This is a genomic window from Streptomyces sp. NPDC007875 (genome assembly GCF_042868035.1).
GTDB classification, from domain to species: Bacteria; Actinomycetota; Actinomycetes; order Streptomycetales; family Streptomycetaceae; genus Streptomyces; species Streptomyces antimycoticus.
In genome coordinates this window covers 66377-84675 of sequence record NZ_JBIADZ010000037.1, presented here as the reverse complement: position 1 = coordinate 84675, position 18299 = coordinate 66377, and the positions used below count along the sequence as shown (strand labels likewise).

Genomic DNA, 18299 nt, shown 5'->3' with positions numbered 1-18299 from the left:
CCACCCCCCAGGTCATCCCTGCGACAGGGGGGAACAGTCATGCCGGGCCCGGAGGCCAGCGGTCCTCTTGCAGGACCGCGAAGAAGATAACGGGGTGTTACGGATGGCGCCGCTCGATCACGCCTGCTCGATCACGCCTGCTCGATCACGTCTGCGTGATCACGCCTGCTCGATCACGTCTGCTTGATCATGTCCGCGCACTTCTCGCCGATCATCATCGTCGTGATGCACGGATTGACGGAGGTGAGATACGGCATCGCCGACCCGTCCGCGACCCGCAGCCCCGTCACGCCCTTGACCCTCAGCCGCGGATCGAGCGGGGCGTCCGGGTCGTCGGGCACGCCCATCCGCACGGTGCACGCCGGGTGGTAGACGGTGTTGTGGGTCTTGCGGATGTAGGCGGCCAGCTCGTCGTTGCTGTGCACATCGGGTCCGGGGGCCAGTTCGGCGCCCGCCCACAGGGCCAGCGCGGGCCGGGCGGCGATCTTGCGGGCGAGCAGCAGACCGCGGGTCATGATGTCGATGTCGTAGGCGTCGGTGAAGTAGCGGGGATCGACGCGCGCCTTGTCGCGGAAGTCGCGGGTGGCCAGCCGCACGGTGCCCCGGGAGCGGGCGCGGGTGACGTTCGGGGTGAGGCAGAAGGCGTTCTCCGAGGTGGGGTAGCCATGCCGGTAGGTGTTCATGTCGAAGGGCATCGCGCCGTAGTGGAACATCAGGTCCGGGCGGTCCAGATCGGGCTCGGTGGCGGCGAAGATGCCGATCTCCCACCACTGGGTGGAGGTGTTGATCATGGGCTGCTCGGCGTTCCACATGATGACGCCCTCGGGGTGGTCCTGGAGGTTGCCACCGACCCCGGGGGAGTCCACGAGCACGTCCACCCCCGTCTCCCGCAGATGTCCGGCGGGGCCGATACCGGAGAGCATCAGCAGCTTCGGGGTGTCGATGGCGCCGCAGGAGACGATGACCTCGCGGCGGGCGTGCACCCGCAGGGTGTGGATCAGATCGGGAGAGAGGTACTCGACGCCGGTACAGCGCAGGTTCTCGTCCAGGACCAGCCGTTTGGCCCGCAGTCCGGTGCGCACCTGCAGATGGGGCCGGGAGTCCATGACGGGGTGGAGATAGGCGACCGAGGCGGAGCAGCGGGTGCCGTCCTCGCGGGCGTTGATCTGGAACCAGTTGGCGCCGCGCACCACCGTCGTCCCGGTGTTGAACGGGGTGATCGGGATGCCCGCCTCCTCGCAGGCCGCCAGCACCGCCCGGCCGCACGGGTCCTCGGGCGGCACGGTGCGGATCCGGACCGGGCCGCCGCGGCCGTGGTGGTCGCCGGGCGCGTCGTTGTCCTCCAGACGCCGGTAGAGCGGGAAGCAGTCGGCGGCCGACCAGCCGTCCAGGCCCATGGCGGCCCATTCGTCGAGGTCCTCGGCGGGCGCCCAGAAGGCGATGCAGGAGTTGTGCGAGGAGCAGCCGCCGAGCACCTTGGCGCGGGCGTGGCGCAGAAAGCTGTTGCCCTTCTCCTGCGGTTCGACCGGGTAGTCCCAGTCGTAGCAGGAACCCAGCAGCCCCATCCAGCGGTTCAGCCGCAGGATGTTGTCGTCCCCGACGTCGGACGGGCCCGCCTCCAGCAGGCAGACGCTCACCGAGGGGTCCTCGGACAGCCGCGCCGCGACGACCGATCCGGCCGTACCGCCGCCGACCACCACGTAGTCGAACTGGTCCACGGGCCTCTCCTCACGGGGTGGTGGCGGCCGCGTGTTCGGCGAGCACACCCGTACGGGTCCGCTGGACGAACCAGTAGTAGGTGAAACCGCCCAGTGCGACCACGCCGACGAACAGGACCGCCCCCCAGCGCAGATACCAGTGCTGCGGTCCGGTGGCGTTGTAGACCTGGGCCCGGGGCCAGGCGAGGTTGACGGTCATCGCGGTGCCCCACAGCACGGCCAGCACATTGACCGGCAGCCCCAGCCGCCCCAGCGAGAAGCGGCCCTCGGCCGGGCTCCATTCGCCCTTCAGCCGCCGTACCAGCATGGGCAGGGTGACCATCAGATACGCGAAGTAGATCATGATGATCGCGATGCTGGTGACCACGGAGAAGATCTGCGGCTGGTTGATGTTGAGGACCAGGATCGCGATGGCCACCAGCCCGATCAGGACCGCCGGCAGCAGCGGGGTCTGGAACCGCGGATGGACCCGGGCGAGCCGGGAGCCGCCGGGCAGGTTGTTGTCCCGGGCCATGGCGAACATCAGCCGGATGGCGGCGGTGTGCACGGCCAGCGCGCACACGGTGATCGCGATGACCACGCACCACAGCACCATCAGGCCCACGCCATGGCCGAGCGCGGAGAGCACCACGAACTGCAGGCCGTCCGTCGCCAGCCGCTTGTCGCGCGGATCGGGCACCGCCATGAGGGCGAAGAGCAGGATGAGGCCGCCGAGGGCGAACGACGCCACCAGCGCCCGCAGGATGGCGCGCGGCGCGTTACGGCCCGGGTCCACGGACTCCTCGCCCAGCGAGGACGCCGTGTCGAAGCCGTACATCACATACGCCGAGGCGAGCGAGGCGGTGAGGAACGCGCCCAGATAGCCCAGCGATTGACCCTGGCCATGGCCGAAGGTGTCCAGCACCACGGACGGGCCGCGGGCGATGTTCGCGGCCAGCAGCAGGATCAGCACGACCGTGGCGATCAGTTCGATGGCCACGCCCGCGGAGTTGATGCGGGCCATCAGCTTCACCCCGAAGCCGTTGATCACCATGGTGAACAGGATCAGCACACTGCCGAGCAGCACCGCGTTGGCCGCGCGCTCGGTCCCGGTGGAGCCGTCGCCGATGAACTGGAACAGCGAGGAGATCTGCGGCAGCGTCACCTGGTACGCGAGCGCCACGGCCGCCAGCGACACCATCGAGGCCGTCATCATCATCCAGCCGCCCAGCCAGCCCACATGGGGGCCGCCCAGCAGCTTGGACCAGTTGTAGACCGAGCCGGCCACCGGATAGCGGCCGGCCAGCTCGGCGAAGCTCAGCGCCACCATCAGCTGCCCGCTGAACACCATCGGCCATGACCACCAGTACGCCGGGCCGCCGTGCGCGACACCGAAGTAGAAGAGCTGGAAGGTGCCGGTCAGGATGGAGATGTAGCTGATCCCGGCGGCGAAGGTGTGGAAGTTGCCCAGGGTGCGCTTGAGTTCCGGGCGGTAGCCGAGTTCGGCGAGCGAGTCGTCGTCGTGCGAACCCTCCGGCTTGGGTTTCGGCGGAGGTCCTGCCGACTCGCTCGCCGTCATTCGAACCACCGCTGCGGACGGGGCGCGGTGTTGCGCCAGATGTGCTTGAGCTCCTGGTACTCGTGCAGCCCCGACGGGCCCAGCTCACGGCCGATACCGGACTGCTTCATCCCGCCCCACTCGGCCTGCGGGACATACGGATGGAAGTCGTTGATCCATACGGTCCCGGCCCGCAGCCGGGACGCCACCCGCTGCGCCTTCTCCGCGTCCTGGGTCCACACCCCGCCCGCCAGGCCGTACACCGTGTCATTGGCGAGCGCCACCGCCTCGTCCTCGTCCCGGAACCGCTCCACGGTGAGCACCGGGCCGAAGGACTCCTCCTGCACCACGGACATGTCCGGGGTGCAGTCGTCCAGGACGGTCGGCAGGAAGTAGTAGCCCTTCTCCAGGTCCGGATCGTCGGGCGGGGTCCCGCCGCAGCGCAGCACCGCGCCCTCGTCGATCCCCGCCGCCACATAGTCGGCGATCTTCTGGCGGTGCTCGGCGGAGATCAGCGGCCCGGTGCGGGCGTGCTCGTCGAACGGCCCGCCCAGCCGGATGTTCCGGGCGCGATGGACGATCTCGTCGACGAACGCGTCATGCAGCTGCTCCTGGACCAGCAGCCGGGCGCCGGCCGAGCAGACCTGCCCGGAGTGCAGGAACACCGCCGTGAGCGCGTAGTCGACCGCGGTGTCGAAATCGCAGTCGGTGAAGACGATATTGGGGTTCTTGCCGCCCAGCTCCAGAGCCAGCTTCTTCACCGTGGGCGCGACGGCCGACATGATCCAGCGTCCGGTGACCACGCCGCCGGTGAAGGACACCATGTCCACCCGTTCGTCCGTGACCAGCGGCGCGCCCGCGGTGGCCCCCGAGCCCAGGATCAGATTGGCGGCGCCACCGGGCAGCCCGGCCTCCGTCAGCAGCCGCATCAGATGGATCGCGGAGTGCGGGGTCAGTTCGCTGGGCTTGAGGACGAAGGTGTTCCCGGCGGCCAGCGCGGGCGCCACCTTCCAGGCCGTCTGCAGCAGCGGGTAGTTCCACGGCGTGATCAGCACACACACCCCGACCGGTTCGTGCACCACCCTGCTGTCGATCTCGGCGCTGCCCACCTCCATCACGCGGCCGGCGCCGGCGGAGGAGGCGAGGTTGCCGAAGTAGCGGAAGCAGTTCGCGATGTCGTCGAGGTCGTACTCGCTCTCGACCATCCGTTTCCCGGTGTCCAGCGACTCGGCGCGGGAGAGCGTCGCCTTCTCGCGCTCCAGCAGATCGGCCACCCGCAGCAGCAGCCCGCCCCGGTCGGCTGCCGGGGTGCCAGGCCACGATCCGCGGTCGAAGGCGTCCCGGGCGGCCGCCACCGCGGCGGCGGCGTCACCCGGCCCGGCCTCGTCGACCACGGCGACCAGCGAGCCGTCCGCCGGACAGCGGATCTCGCGGCTGTGTCCGTCGAGGGCGGTCGTCCAATGGCCGCCGATGAACAGCTCCGGCATGGGCTCCTCCGGGCTCGGACGACAGGGCCGGTCCCGAGGTGGATCCGTCGACGCACCCGGCCAGCCCACACACTGAGCGTAAGTGGCACCGGTCACCCTCGCACGGCGTAGGGAAGCCGCGGGCGCGGCGGGGAGGTGAGGGGGGTGCCCCTGCGGCCCCGGCGAGATCGGCGACCCCGGCCGGGGGCGAGCCCGGGGTCACCGCCGGGCTGCGGGTCGCAGAGCCCGTGTGCATCGCGGCCCGGATTGCGCACGCGCGGGCGGGACGCGAGGGGCCGGGGCCGGGCATGACTGGAGCCGGGACGACGGGTGCTCCGGGAAACCATTTTCCGGCGGGACGTGTGATCGGACGTGTGAGCGGCACAATCCCTGGCATGGTCAACGCGTCCGAAGCCCATCGCGGCCCCGAAGCCCATCGCGGCCCCGAAGCCGACCGTGGGCCCGAAGCCCACCGTGGCCCCGAGCCCCACCGTGGGCACGCAGCCGACCGTGGCTCCGAAGTCCACCGCGGGCCCGCAGCCCATGGCGGCTCCGGGTTCCACCCCGGCCCCGAATCCCCCGGCGCCCTCGCCGACGAGTTGCTCGCCGTCCTCGATCCATTGCCCTTTCCGCGCCGGATGCGGGAGCTGGCCGGGCGGGCGAGGGCGGCCAGTGCCGAGGGGCGGCTGGGCGCGCTGATCGAGGAACTGGAGCGGCGTGGGACGTACGAGCGGCGGCTGGCGGCCGTGGCCGCGGCCGCCGGTGGGCGGACCGGCCATCTCGCGGCGCGGCTCGCGGACCCGGACTCCGTGGTGCGGCACCGCGCCCTCGACACCGCCCGCCGCGGCGGCCCCGGAGCCATCGCGGACGACGCGCTGGAGGCGGCCTTCGAGGATGCGCCCGCCACCGTACGGCGCGAACTGGTGCGTACCGTCGTGGCCGGGCGGCGCACCGCGCTCGCGGACCGGCTGATCGAGCCGTACCGGGAGCGCTGGGGCGACGGCGAGGCCGCGCGGCTGCTCCCCGGATGCGGCGCGGAAGCCGTGGCCCGGCTGCTGCCCGGGCTGTTCCACGCCGTCCGTGCCTGGCGGCCCCTCGTCTCCCGCCATCCGGTGGCCGTCCTGGACGAGGCGGCGCGTCAGCTCACCGCACTGCCCGCACCGCTGCGCACCGACTGGTGGACCCGTTACGCACCCTGTGTCGCGCTCGCCGCGCCCGCCCGGCCCCAGCGGGTGCTGGAGTTGCTGGAGGATTACTGCCACGGCCCGCTGCCCGCTTCCGTACGGGCCCGGCTGTCCGCGCTGGTGGCCGCCGAGCCCGGCTCCACGCTGCGGCTGCTGCTCGCCCCCGAGCACAGCGGCACCCGGCGCCGGCTGGACCGGGCCGTGCTGCGCCGGATCGTCCGCGCCGACCCGCCCGAGCTCGCCGAACTGGGCCGGGCCCTGCGGCACGACGCCGACGCCCTCGCCCGGCTGCTGGCCGCGCTGCCGCCCGCCCGCCGCGCCGCGTTCTACGACGCGGCCACCGACGGACGCGACCCCGCCCACGCCGTCATCGAACCCGCCGTGCTCGAGGTCCTGCCGCGCCCCCGCCGCCAGGCCGAGGCCCGCCGGATGGCCGCCCAGGCGCGCGAGCGCGGCGCGCTCTGGACCACCGTGCTGGAGTCGGTGGCCCATCTGCCGGTCGAGGAGGCGCGCGAGGAACTGCTGGCCGCCGTGCGCCGCTCCTCGGCCGAGGACCGCGCCCTGGCCTATCCGCTGCTGATCCAGTGCGTCGCCCGGTCCGGCGACCCGGATGCCCTCACCGACCTGCTGCGCCTGCTGGAGCGGCTGCGCAACGAGCAGGACCCGGTGCGCTCCGCGGCGTTCGGCGCACTCGCCCGCACCCATCCCGCGCTGTTCACCGATGACGCCGCCGAGCATCTGGACCGCATCGCCGCCGAGGCGATCTCCGCCCGCGACTCCTCCTCCGCCACCCGCCAGGCGCTGCGCCACCTCGCCGTGGCGCTGCTGCGCGAACACGCCGTCACCGGGCGGCGGCAGCTGCTGGGCTGGGCGCTGCGCACCCTCACCCGGCTCGCGGGCAGCGTCGGCGCCGCCGACCTGGGCCGCCTCGACCACCAGTTGCGGCGCGGCCAGGAGCAGGCGGTGTTCGAGGCGCTGCGCCCCTGGCTGGAGGCGGGCGCCGAACGGGTCGACCACGAGCTGACCTTCGCCCTCGCCCGCTCCCTCGGCCGACGCGCCCACGCCGTGCCCGAGCTGCAGGAACTCCTCTGGCAGGCCATCTCGTTCGGCAGCGACACGACGGTCCGCACCGCCATCGGGCTGTGGCTGGAGCCACCGGCGGAGCGGGACGCCCGCGTGGCCGAGCTGCTGACCCACGAGCCCTCGGCGGCCGTGCTGCCGCCCGTCCTGGCCGTGCTGACCCGCCGTCGCACCGATCTGCTCGACCTCGTCCTCGACGACACCCCGCCGTACGGGCGCTTTCTGACGTCCGGCACCCACTGGACCCCGCCCACCGGCCGGGACACCGGCCGCTGGCTGCCCCGCCAACAGGCCGCCGCCGCGCGCCTCCTGGACCGGGCCGCCGCCGACACCTCCCTGCGGCCGCAGCAGCGGGCGGCCGCCATCGCCGACGCCGCGCTGATCCCCGGCACCGGCGTGGCCACCGTCCGGACCTGGGCCGACGCCTCGGATGTGGTCCTGGCCGAGGCCGCGCTCGCCGCCCTCGCCCGGACCGACCGCCCCGGGGAGGCCCTGCCCGCCCTGCTGGCCCACGCGGGCGGCGACCGGGCCCGGGTGGCGGTGTACGCGGCCACCAGAGCGGCCCGGTACGCCGAGCCGTCACGGCTGGGGCGGGTGGTGCGCGGGGTGCTCGCGCCGGACGGGGTCGCCACGGCCGTACCGCCCGTCCCCGCGAAGGTCACCAGCCGTAAGGAGGCCGTCCGGCTCGCCGCCACCCTGCTCCCGGTGACCGACGCCGCCGCGCTGCTCGCCGACGCCTTCGCACTGCCCGGCCAGCACCCCGATGTGCAGGCCGCCTGCGTCGCCTTCGCCACCGGGCCGCTCGACGCCGAACGCTCCTGGGAGCTGCTGACCGCCGCCGCGAGCGGACGGCGCGAACTGCGCCACGCCGTGCTGCGCACCCGCCCGTTGGACCTCCCCGAGGCGCACCGCGGCCGCTACGCCCAGCTCATACGGGTCGTCTGCGACACCGACGACCCGGAGGTGGCGGCGGCCGGATACGGGGCGCTGGCCGGGTGGTCACCGTGGGCGCCGGACGCGGCGGCCGTACTGGTCGCGGCCGTCACCGACCTGGGCAACCGGGCGAGCTGGCGGCCCGCCGCCGACGCCCTGCTGGACCTGATGGCCGCGGCCCCCGACGGGTCGCCCGGCGACAACCCGCTGGCCTGGGCGCTCGCCGCGCTCGCCACCGCCGACGCCCGGCCCGGCGGCCCCGACGCCGAACCCGACCGGGACCGCCCCGCCCGCCGCCGCATCCAGCACCTCGCCGACCGGCTTGCCACCCGGGCCCGGATGCGGCCCCGCGTGACCCGGCGCACCGCGCGGGCCGCCGGTGAACTTCTCGCCGGATACGAGACGTTCGTCCAGGAGGCCGCCCAGGTGCTGGTGAACGCCCTCGACCTGGACGCCCGCCCCGGCCCGCTGTCCGCCGGGCTCGCCCGCCTCGCCCGGCTGCACACCACCCGCCCCGCGCTCGCCGTCCGTACCGCCGACGCCCTGCGCCGACGGCTGAACACCGCGCTGCGGCCGGGCTCCGACGCCGGTCTGCTGCGTGCCGCGGGCCAGCTCGACGAGGACGGAGGCCACGCCTCCGGGCTGTTCGCCGCCACCCTCACCGAGGTGGGCGGGGCGCGTACGGAGTGGGCGGAGCCCTGGCGGGAGCGGGTCCGCTCACTGCGCGGACATCCGCACGCGGATGTCCGGGACGCGGCGCTGCGGCTGACGACGACGGTGGAGTGAGGAGGGTGTCGCCGGTGGAGTGGGATGGCGTCGCCGGTGGGGTGAGGCGGCGTCGCCGCCGGGTGCTCAGTCGCTCGTGTGCCAGGAGCCGTCGGTGTAGTCGTAGGCGTACTGCGGTCGTCCCTTGATGCCGCTGGTGCGGAACGGCGAGCCGTGGTCGTCGATCCGCAGCGTCCCCGAGCGGCCGCCGCTCGACCAGTCCAGCTCCAGGTACCAGCTGCAGTCGCAGCCGGCCGTCCGGGCGTTGACGAGCAGCACCTCCGGGTCGGAGGCCGAGACGCGGTAGGGAAAGCGGACGGCGGGGATCGGCTTGCCCGCGTCGTTGCCCTCGGTGGGGCGGGCCAGCGGACGGGCGGCGTCCAGATTCACCGAGAAGGCGCGCGGGGTGAGGGAGCCCCCGCAGCCGTTGTCCATGGCGAACGACGACCACGCGAGCGGGGTGCGGCGGCCCACGACCCGTACGTGCAGGGCCTGCAGGACGACCGCCGACGAGGCCCGGCCCTGCACCGTGACCTCGACATTGGTGGTTCCGCCGTGCACCGCGCCATGGGCGGCGGCCCAGGTCGGGGCGTCCTGCTCGGTGGGCGGTGGGGCGACCTGGGACGGGGACCGGTCGATGAGATAGCGATGGCCGCAGCCGTTCTCCCAGACATGGGAACGAGTGGAGACGGTGAGCGGGACCTGGGTGGAGCCGCCGCCGTCCGGGCCCTTGGAGCCGCCGGGCCCGGGGGAGCCGGAAGCGCCCCCATTGGCTCTCTGCCCCTTGGCGCGCTCGCCCTTACGGTCCTTGTCGTCGCCGCGCGGTGCGCCGGACGCGTCGTCGCCGTCCGTCTTCTGACGGTCCAGATGCCCACGGGCGGTCGGCCCGGCGTGCGGCCTGGACGAGGGGGCGGCGGACGGGGGTGAGGCCGCCGCGTCCTTACGGCCGTCCTCGCCGGGCGGCCGTACCTCGACCGCCGTGACGGCGAGCACGACGACGGCGGCGGCCCCGGCCAATAACGCCCACGGCCGCCGCGCCCGTGACACGACGGCAGTGCCGCCGTCGCTCCCCGACACGGCCCGCAACCGCCTCCGCGCGGTGGCGGCGGATCCGGCGTTGCCCGTGGGCGCGGTCTTGTCCGTGGGCGCGGCGTGGGGCTGGGCCTGCCCGGCGGCTGCGGACGGCTCCGGGGCGCCGTCGGCGGGCTCGGTGGTGTCCCTGGTATCGCCGCTGTCGCCGCGTTGGTGCGGGTGCCTCGGGTTTCCGTTTGGGTGTGCGGCCCTGCCACGGCGTGCGGAGCCATGGCTGCCCGATGAGTGGTCGGTCGCGGCGGCGGTGCGGTGTGCGGCCGGGATGCCGGACGTCGGCGTGGCCCTCGAGGCGTCGGCCGGGGTGGCGGTGCCCTGTCGTTCATCGGCGGTGTTCTGCCGTTGATCGGCGGTGTCTTGGCGCGCATCGGCTGCCGCGTACGGCTGAGCGTCGCGGGAGCGCCCACCCGCTTCCGGCCCGGTGCCGTCTCCGGTCGGGCCGGTCGGGCCGGTTGGGCCGGTCGGAGCGGCCGCGCCCGGGGGAGAGTCTGTCACCGGGCCCGGGCCGGAGGCGGCGACGTGCCCCCGGTGGCGGCCGGCGTCCGGGCGGGCGCCGGGCGTGGCGGCGGCGGTCCCAGAGTTGTCCGACGGGTCGTCGTCGCCTCGTGCGTCGGCTGACAGGCGCGGCTCACCGTCACCGCCCCGTGCGTCCGCCTCGGGTTCGGGCGCGGTGCCGTCCGCGGCCGGGCGGTCGGCCCCGCCCCCGCGCGGGGCCGACGCCGTGCCGTCGGCCGCCGGGCGGCCGCCCGCACCCTCGCGGTCGGCCTCGCGTGCGCGGCGCCTGGAGGCGTCCGCGAGGATCCAGCGGCGGTGGAGGGCGAGCAGTTCCTCCGGGGTGGCGCCGCACAGCCGGGCGAAGCGCTCGACGGAGGCGTACTCCGCCGGGACCGCGTCGCCGTTGCAGTAGCGGTGCAGCGTGGACGTGCTGACGTGCAGTCGTGTGGCCAGCGAGCCATAGCTGCGGCCCGAGCGCTCCTTCAGCGCCCGCAGTCTCTCGGCGAAGTCCTCAACCTCTTTGGCGTTCCCCACGCCCACCACCCCCCATATCGTCCCCGGCCCGCGACGTCGTCCCGTGGGCGTTCCACGGGCGCGTTCCAGGGTGTTGTCATACCCCCAAGTCAGCGTACGTGCAGGCATTCCAGCGTCCCGCATGCCCCGCCGGTCGTAGCGGCCACGGCCAGGTGGCGCACACGCTTGTCCTGCCGTCGCGACCTCCCGGTACGACGGCGGACATGCACAGATCCTGAGATCGGGAAGAGACGAGGAAACACCTCATGCGCAAGCCCACGCACTCATTCCGCGGCGCCGCGCTCGGCGTGGTGGCCGCGGCCGCCGTCGTGGCCGGGACCGGGCCGGCCCAGGCCCATGCACCGTCGGATCGGGCGGAGGCGCAGGCGGTCGTACCCCAGGGCACCCCCGGCCACCTGGTGCCGAGGGAGCTCCCGCCGCATCCGAGTTCGGACTGGTACGCGAGTGATGTCACCCGGGGCCTGCCCGAGACCGCTCCGTTCTGCGTGGAGAAGACCCTGCCGTCGGCCGGGGCGACCCACCGCACCTTCTGGACCGAGTACGACACCAGCGCCACCCAGATCGTGGTCAGGACCGGCACGGTGGAGGCGGCCCGCAAGCTCGCCGCCGCGGCCGAGAAGAAGATCCAGAACTGCGCCGAGGACTGGGTGCGCGACTATCCGGAGGGCACCGCCTCGGGGCGGGACTACGGCGCGCTGACGGCCGAGGACGGCGCCCATGTCTACGGCGTCCACACCTCGTACCCGGACTCGGAGCCCGGCATCCACCTCTTCGGGGTGGGGCGCGACGGCCGGACCGTCACCGTCGTGTCGTGGGGCGAGATGGGCGGCTTCGACCAGGCGCCGGTGGCCGACTTCAAGCGGACCACCACGACCGCCGTGGTCAAGCTGTACCACCCGTGAGCAAGTCCTGACGGGGGCTCTGACGGGGCCCTGACGGGGGCGGCGCGGGGGCCGAGGGCCGACGGGGGTGACGGGCGGCGATGCGGCCTGAGGGGGCTGACGGGGGACATGGCCGGACGGAGGCCGACGGGGGACGCGGCCTGAGGCGGCCGACGGGGGGCGGGGGAGACGGCCCGAGGGGCTGATGGGGGATGAGACGGCCCGAGGGGACCGACGCAGGACGCGGCCGGACGGAGGCCGACGAGGGACGCGGCCCCAGGAGGGCTGACGGGGGGGACACGGCCTGGGAGGCCGACGAAGGACTCGGCCCCGGGAGGGCCGACAGGCGGTCACATGGCCTGACGGGCCAACGGGGGTGACAGGTCCGAGGGGGCCACGGGGGAATGGGGCCGGTGGCGGCTACGCGTACACACGGGGGTACGCGTGGCCGCCGTCTCCGCGTGTCCCGGGACCTGCCACTTCCCGTACGGAGGCAACGGGCCCCGCAGCGGCCAGGACCCAGGGCCGGGCCTGCCGCATCCCGGGCGGGGACCACGGGCCCCGGGGCGGCCGAGCCCCAGGGAGGACGACGTGTCCGGCCCCGCCGGAACCTCGTGGCGGAGGGTCGATCATGGGGGCACGTGGCCGATATGGTCGAGGTACGCCGCCCCACCGCACGCCCGACCGTCGGAGGTTCCCATGCCGAACGGCTCGCTCTCCCTCGCCGCCTCCCTCTACCTGCTCTCCTACGATCCCGAGACCGGCCGGCCCACCGGTGCTCACACCGCCCTCCTCGTCCGCGCCGCCGCCCTTACCGAGCTCGTTCAGCGGGGCATGCTCACCGACACCGACGGCAGCCCCTGTCCGGTGGCCGACGCCGCCACGGGAGACCGGGCGCTCGATGGGCTGCTGGAGCTGATCGGCGAATCCCGGCCGCGAAGCTGGCAGATCTGGGTGGGACATCAGCCGCGGCTGACCGAGCACGCGGTCCGCGACCAGATGGTGGCGGCCGGCTATGTGCGGGCGAAGGGGAGGCGCGTGCTGGGACTGTTCCCGGCCAAGGAGTACACGCTGGAACGGCCCGATCAGGTGGCCGGAATGCGGGATGACGCGGTGCGCGTACTGCACGGCGAGCAGCCGGCGGCCGAAGTGTCCGAACGCGACGCGGCGTTGGTCACCCTGGCGGCGGCGGGCGAGCTGAGGGCCGTGGTCACGGCCACGGACGCCAAGGTCCGCAAGCACCGGATCCTCGAACTGGGGGAGCGCTGCGGGGGCATGGGGCCGGTGCTGGAGAAGGTGATCGCCCAGGTGCGCACGGCGCTCGCCGCCGCCGTCGCCACGGCCATGCTGGCGGCGACCACGACCGCGACCGCCACCTGACCCCCTCACCGTAAGGGCGGGCTCAAGCGCCGTACGGGCTCACGGGTGTCCGCCGTACGGTCTCTCGGGTGTCCGTACGGGCGGTCTCGCGGGTGTCCGTACGGACAGGCTCACTGGTCCGTACGGGCGGGCTCACAAGTGTCCGTACCGGCTCAGGCGTCTCTGAGCAGCGACGCCAGCCCCTGGTCCAGGTCGAGCTCCCCGGCCTCGCTGCCCTCGGGGACGATGGCGTACGAGCGGCCGAGGAATCTGCGGAGATCCGCGGTGTCGAACTGGACCATGGCCATGCCCTCGGGGGCGTGGAACTCCAGGACCGTCCGCCGCGGTCCGCACGGCCACATCTGCACATCCCCGCTCCCCGCCGGGCCGCGCAGCCCGGCCGAGAGCAGCTCCCGCCCGAACGTCCATTCCACCGCGGAGCCGTCGAGGGACGCGGAGGGCGGGAAGGAGACATGGACGGCGAACGGGTCGTCCCGCTCATAGCGCAGGCACGCCGGAATCGCGCGTGACTCGGGCGTCGACGCGATGAGCTGTGCCTGGACGGCTTGATCGATGACAGTGGTCACGTCGGCTCCCTTGCGATAGGTGCGGGGCGCGTCGCCCTTTCGAGGGTTAAGACGTTTGGGCGATCAGGGCAGTGCACCCGCTTTCGACGTGACGTGCGTCACGAGTGATTTTTCGAGGGGACATACGGCATTTAGGCTTGCCAAACCATGCAAGGTCTCGGGGCGCCGTGCGGAGCTGTTACAGAACGGCGGCAGTGACGAGGCACCCACCCCAGGGGTTGTTCCACCATGACCGAAGGTCACGCACCGCTCGACGCGGCCGCCTACACCCGTATCCATGAAGCCGAATATTCGCGTCTGTGCGGATATGCCCGAACTCTTACCGGTAACCCCTGGGTTGCCGGGGACCTGGTGGCCGAGGCGCACTACAGCGTGTGGCGCCGGCTGCGCGCCGGGCAGCCGCTCGGTGCCGACGCCGTCCCCGCCGAGCTGACGAGCGCCGTAAGGGAGCTCTCGGCCGGGGCGGGGGGCTGGGGCCCGGCGCAGGAGGCGTCGTACCTCGAACCGCTCGTGCAGGTCCTCCATGAGCTGCCGCAGCGCTGGGTGAAGGTGCTCTGGCTCGCCGAGGTGGACGGGCTGCAGCCGGAGGAGGTGGCGTGGCGGGCCGGGGTGAGTCCGGACGGCGCGGCGGACCTGGTGGAGCGTGTCCGGGGGAGTGTGCGCCAGGAGTTCCTGCGCGCCCAGCCCGGCTATCCGGCGAGCGCCGCGTGCGGTGAGCACTGGGAGCGGCTGCCCGGCCATGTGCACGGCACGGACTCCCCGCATCAAGCCGAGCTCATCGCCGTGCACATCGACGGCTGCCGGGACTGCCGGGGTCGGATGGAGCAGCTCGTGGCGGCCGACGACCGGCTGCCCGCGCTGACCGGTCCGGCGCTGCTGGCGCTGTACGACCGGGGCATGGCGCGGTTCCTGGCGCCCCTGGTGGCCGCCGCCGCGGTGGGCGCCGTAGGGGCGGCCGGAGCGGGCGCGCTGGCGGCCGGCGGTGCGCACGCGGCCCCGTCGAACGGCCCGCTGGTCTCTTCCCGCCGTTCCATGCGCCACCTCGTCCGCGGGCAGGTGCGCCAGGCGGGGCCGGTGGCGGTCGCGGCGGCCGCGGGCGGGGTGCTGCTGGTCGCGGGGGCGGCGGTCATGACGGGGCTCGCGCTGACGGACGGCGGCTCGGCGGAGGCCCAGCAACCGGCCGGAGTGTCGGCGCCGTCCATATCGGACACGTCCGACTCCGCCGATTCGTCTGGCTCTTCCGAGGCGTCCGGCTCCTCGTCGGCTTCGGGTGCGTCCGCCACCTCCGGGGCCTCACGGCACTCGGACGGGTCGCGGGCGGGGGCTCCGGGGGAGGCGTCCCGGAACCGGCCGTCCACGTCGAGCGTGCCCACGGGGCACTCCCCGGCGGATGTGCCGTCCAGCGCCGTCTCGCCCTCGCGTAAGGCGCCGTCGTCCTCTTCCTCCGCTTCGCCCTCGTCGCGGCCGTCTTCGCCCGGCTCGCCCTCTTCCTCCTCGTCGAGCGGCCCGTCGGACCAGCCGACCGACGAACCGACCGAGGAGCCCACGGACGGCGGGACCAAGGACCCGGAGGGCACCCCGAGCGGGCAGTCCACGGAGCAGCCGACGGACGAGCCCACGGATGAGCCGACGCAGCGGCCCACGGCCAAGCCGACCGGCCCCGGCTCCGACGACTCCCGGGGCTGCGTCTCGCTGGTGGTCCGGCTCTGCGTCTCCCACTAGGGGAGGGCCGTGGGTCGTCCTGAGCGCCTTACGGCCGGCGCCGTCCGTCATCTTCCCGATCGTCCGTTCACGCGTCCATGGACGTCGATCCCGCGTATGGGCTAGCTTCCAGGCCCATGAGGGGCATGGGGATCGTGGGCATGATGAGACGTGTGGTGGCGGCCGGGCTCTGCGGGGCGGCGCTCGTCGCCGTGGTGGCCGTGCCCGCCCATGCGCAACCGGCTGGCGGCGAAGGCCGGTTGGGGCTGGGCTGGCGGCTCAAGGAGAGCGGCACCGACGCCCGGTTCCGCGGGCTGGCCGCGATCAGCCGCACGACGGCGTGGGTCGCGGGCACCAAGGGCACGGTGCTGCGCACGCACGACGGCGCGCGCAGTTGGGCGAATGTCTCGCCACCCGGTGCGGAGGGGCTGGAGTTCCGCGACGTGGAGGCGTTCGACGCGCGCCGGGCGGTGGTGCTGGCCATCGGCGAGGGCGAGGCGTCACGGGTCTTCCGTACGGATGACGGCGGTGCCACCTGGAGCGAGAGCTTCCGGAACACCGATCCGCGCGCCTTCTACGACTGCCTGACGTTCTTCGACGCCCGCCATGGGATCGCGCTGAGCGACCCGGTGGACGGCCGGTACCGCATCCTGGCCACCGGCGACGGCGGCCGCAGCTGGCGCGTCCTGCCGTCGGTCGGGATGCCCGAGGCGCAGCCGGGCGAGGCGTCGTTCGCGGCGAGCGGGCAGTGCCTGGTCGCCGCCGGAAGCCGCAGCGCGTGGTTCGCCACCGGTGGCGCGGCCACCGCCCGGGTGTTCCACTCCACCGACCGCGGACGCACCTGGACGGTGACCGATGCGCCGATCCCGGCGGGCGACCCCGCGCGCGGAGTCTTCGCGCTGGCCTTCCGTGACGCCCGTAAGGGCATCGCCGTCGGTGGCGACTACCGCCCCGGCGAGCCGTCCCCGCGGGCCGCGGCCGTCACTGGGGACGGCGGCACTCACTGGACCCCGTCCGCCCAGCCGCCACCGGCGTACCGGTCGGGCGTCACCTGGCTCCCGTACAGCGCCCACGCGGCCCTCGCGGTCGGCCCGACGGGCACCGACCTCACCCTCGACGCGGGCCGCACCTGGCGCCCCGTCGACCAGGGCTCCTACGACACGGTCGACTGCACCCCGGACCTCGCCTGCTGGGCGGCGGGCGAACAGGGCCGGATCGCCCGGATGGAGCCGACCAGCGGTCCGTAAGGACGCTGCCGCCATCCCGCGCGGTCCTTACGGCTGCTGCCGGCGGTGCTCGGCCAGGGCCGGGGCCGTGCGGGTGGCCAGGAACTCGGTGATGGTGTACTCGCCGACGCCCGCGACGATGAAGGGGTCGCTCGCCACCATCTCCTCGATCCTCGCCCGGTCGTCGCCGAGCGCCAGGATGACCCCGCCGTCGCGGGGGTTCTTGGGGCCGGAGGCGAGGAAGGTGCCGTTCGCGAAGTGGTCGTCCACCCAGACGAGGTGTTCGGGGAGGGCGGCCTCGACGCGGTCGGCCGAGGCGGTGTAGGTGATCTCCAGTACGAACATGTGTGCAGGCTAGTAACGTGAGCCACACGATGACCAGCGCCGTCGATCCACGATATGAGCTGCCTCGCGACTGGCCCACCACCGAGGCCGAGGCCATCGCCGTCCAGGAGCGGACGCGGGCGTCCGTGGCCGTCGGGGGGGAGCTGCCCGAGCCGGGCACCGGCACCGGCGCGCTCGTCGGGGTGGACGTGGCGTATGACGACGAGCGCGACCTGGTCGCGGCCGCCGCCGTCGCCCTGGACGCCTGTGGCCTCGCCGTCGTCGCGGAGGCGACCGCGGTCGGCCGGGTCACCTTCCCGTACGTCCCCGGGCTGCTGGCGTTCCGTGAGATCCCGGCCGTCCTCGACGCGCTCGGCGACCTCGACCGGCGGCTCGGCCGCCGCCCCGACCTGGTCGTGTGCGACGGCTACGGCCTCGCCCACCCCCGCCGGTTCGGGCTGGCCAGCCATCTCGGGGTGCTCACCGGGCTGCCCACCATCGGCGTCGCCAAGAACCCCTTCGGCTTCCGCCACGCCGACCCGGGGCCGCGCCGCGGCGACTGGTCGCCGCTGCTCGACAGGGACGAGGAGGTCGGCCGGGCGCTGCGCACCCGCGACGGTGTGAAGCCGCTCTTCGTCTCCGTCGGCCATCGGGTGACCATCGCGGACGCCTGCGCGTACACCCTGCATCTGGCCCGCGATTTCCGGCAGCCCGAGACGACGCGGCGCGCGGACGCGCTGTGCCGCCGGGCCCTGAAAGCAGCCGGGGCGTGATGCAGCCGCCGGGGCGTGAAGTGGCCCCGGGGGGTGTGACAGGACCCGCCGGGCCTGACGGAGCCCGGTCGGCGTCGCCGTCAGAGCGCCGTCAGAACGCCCCTCGCAGCGCCGTCAGACCCGCCGCGTCTCGGCCAGGAAGCACCCGAACTCGACGGCGCGCACATGCACCGCCGCCACCCGCGGGTCCGCGTACAGCTCGGTCAGCCCCTCCTCGATCGTCGGTTTGCCGTCGTTCAGCAGTCGGCCGCCGAGGATGTTGCCCTCGGCGGAGTACGCCCGCAGCACCCGCCGCTCCCCCGGGATGCCGTCCGCGATCCCGGGGCCGGCCCAGCCGTCGCACTCCTCGGGGTGGATGAAGACCGGGCCGACCTCGTCGTACGGGCCGGGCGTGGCACCCGTCTCCTGGGCCCAGCGGCGCAGCGGGGCGTAGGAGACGAGCGCGATGGTCTCGTGCGGCCGGCTCCGGCCCAGGCAGCAGCGCATCGGGCTGCCACCCTCCTCGTCCTCCACCACCACGCGCGGCGGGTTTCCCGCGTCGTCGGTGATCCGCAGCTGCTTCAGCACCTCGGGCGCGATGGCCCGCATCTCGTAGTTCTCGCTCATGCGTTCCAGACTGGCCGGTGGGCTCCTGGAGTGCTGGCGGG

Annotated in this window: 13 protein-coding genes; 6 read left to right on the top strand and 7 right to left on the bottom strand. The window is 74.0% G+C overall.

Annotation, left to right across the window (positions count from 1 at the left end; translation table 11 throughout):
• Window positions 1-173: 173 nt before the first annotated feature.
• From ACFYOY_RS43515 to ACFYOY_RS43505, 3 genes are read right to left on the bottom strand one after another with little or no spacing between them, the layout of a single operon-like run.
• Window positions 174-1718 carry a GMC family oxidoreductase N-terminal domain-containing protein gene (locus ACFYOY_RS43515; protein ID WP_351900697.1) on the bottom strand — a complete coding sequence of 515 codons (1545 nt, stop codon included), beginning with the start codon at window positions 1716-1718 and terminating at the stop codon, window positions 174-176.
• Between the two features lie 10 nt (window positions 1719-1728).
• Window positions 1729-3276 (bottom strand): amino acid permease, encoded by a 1548-nt coding sequence (locus tag ACFYOY_RS43510; protein WP_351900700.1) that lies wholly within the window; start codon window positions 3274-3276, stop codon window positions 1729-1731.
• On the bottom strand, window positions 3273-4742 hold the full coding sequence (locus tag ACFYOY_RS43505; protein ID WP_351900703.1) for an aldehyde dehydrogenase family protein: 1470 nt from the start codon (window positions 4740-4742) through the stop codon (window positions 3273-3275). The genes ACFYOY_RS43510 and ACFYOY_RS43505 overlap by 4 nt, the downstream gene beginning before the upstream one ends.
• A 374-nt stretch (window positions 4743-5116) precedes the next feature.
• Here ACFYOY_RS43505 and ACFYOY_RS43500 point away from each other — a divergent pair, with 374 nt between their 5' ends.
• Entirely contained in the window at window positions 5117-8704 is a 3588-nt protein-coding gene (locus ACFYOY_RS43500; RefSeq protein WP_388593344.1) for a hypothetical protein, read from the top strand.
• A gap of 66 nt (window positions 8705-8770) precedes the next feature.
• On the opposite strand, the gene ACFYOY_RS43495 is transcribed toward ACFYOY_RS43500, so the two are convergent.
• Window positions 8771-10801 carry a helix-turn-helix domain-containing protein gene (locus tag ACFYOY_RS43495; RefSeq protein ID WP_388593342.1) on the bottom strand — a complete coding sequence of 677 codons (2031 nt, stop codon included), beginning with the start codon at window positions 10799-10801 and terminating at the stop codon, window positions 8771-8773.
• Window positions 10802-11046: 245 nt separating this feature from the next.
• Between ACFYOY_RS43495 and ACFYOY_RS43490 the strand changes: the two genes are divergently transcribed.
• Both ACFYOY_RS43490 and ACFYOY_RS43485 read left to right on the top strand, forming a co-directional pair.
• The gene (locus ACFYOY_RS43490) at window positions 11047-11703 is read left to right on the top strand and encodes a hypothetical protein (protein ID WP_388593340.1); all 657 of its coding nucleotides are present in this window, start codon (window positions 11047-11049) and stop codon (window positions 11701-11703) included.
• 678 nt (window positions 11704-12381) lie between these two features.
• A complete protein-coding gene (locus ACFYOY_RS43485) occupies window positions 12382-13062 on the top strand; it encodes a GPP34 family phosphoprotein (protein WP_351900711.1) in 681 nt (226 codons plus the stop codon).
• Between the two features lie 152 nt (window positions 13063-13214).
• Here the strand turns inward: ACFYOY_RS43485 and ACFYOY_RS43480 are convergent, their stop codons facing one another.
• The gene (locus ACFYOY_RS43480) at window positions 13215-13628 is read right to left on the bottom strand and encodes an SsgA family sporulation/cell division regulator (protein ID WP_351900713.1); all 414 of its coding nucleotides are present in this window, start codon (window positions 13626-13628) and stop codon (window positions 13215-13217) included.
• A gap of 228 nt (window positions 13629-13856) precedes the next feature.
• On the opposite strand from ACFYOY_RS43480, the gene ACFYOY_RS43475 reads away from it, so the two are divergent.
• Window positions 13857-15350 (top strand): hypothetical protein, encoded by a 1494-nt coding sequence (locus tag ACFYOY_RS43475; RefSeq protein WP_388593335.1) that lies wholly within the window; start codon window positions 13857-13859, stop codon window positions 15348-15350.
• 140 nt (window positions 15351-15490) lie between these two features.
• Window positions 15491-16576: a WD40/YVTN/BNR-like repeat-containing protein gene (locus ACFYOY_RS43470; protein WP_388593333.1), complete on the top strand. Its 1086-nt coding sequence runs from the start codon at window positions 15491-15493 to the stop codon at window positions 16574-16576.
• A gap of 27 nt (window positions 16577-16603) precedes the next feature.
• Here the strand turns inward: ACFYOY_RS43470 and ACFYOY_RS43465 are convergent, their stop codons facing one another.
• Window positions 16604-16900, bottom strand: a complete 297-nt coding sequence (locus tag ACFYOY_RS43465; RefSeq protein ID WP_351900719.1) for a YciI family protein — start codon at window positions 16898-16900, stop codon at window positions 16604-16606.
• A 29-nt stretch (window positions 16901-16929) separates the two neighbouring features.
• Here ACFYOY_RS43465 and ACFYOY_RS43460 point away from each other — a divergent pair, with 29 nt between their 5' ends.
• The gene (locus tag ACFYOY_RS43460; RefSeq protein WP_388593350.1) at window positions 16930-17652 is read left to right on the top strand and encodes an endonuclease V; all 723 of its coding nucleotides are present in this window, start codon (window positions 16930-16932) and stop codon (window positions 17650-17652) included.
• Window positions 17653-17766: 114 nt separating this feature from the next.
• Here the strand turns inward: ACFYOY_RS43460 and ACFYOY_RS43455 are convergent, their stop codons facing one another.
• The gene (locus tag ACFYOY_RS43455) at window positions 17767-18258 is read right to left on the bottom strand and encodes a DUF1203 domain-containing protein (RefSeq protein WP_351900722.1); all 492 of its coding nucleotides are present in this window, start codon (window positions 18256-18258) and stop codon (window positions 17767-17769) included.
• Window positions 18259-18299: the final 41 nt, after the last annotated feature.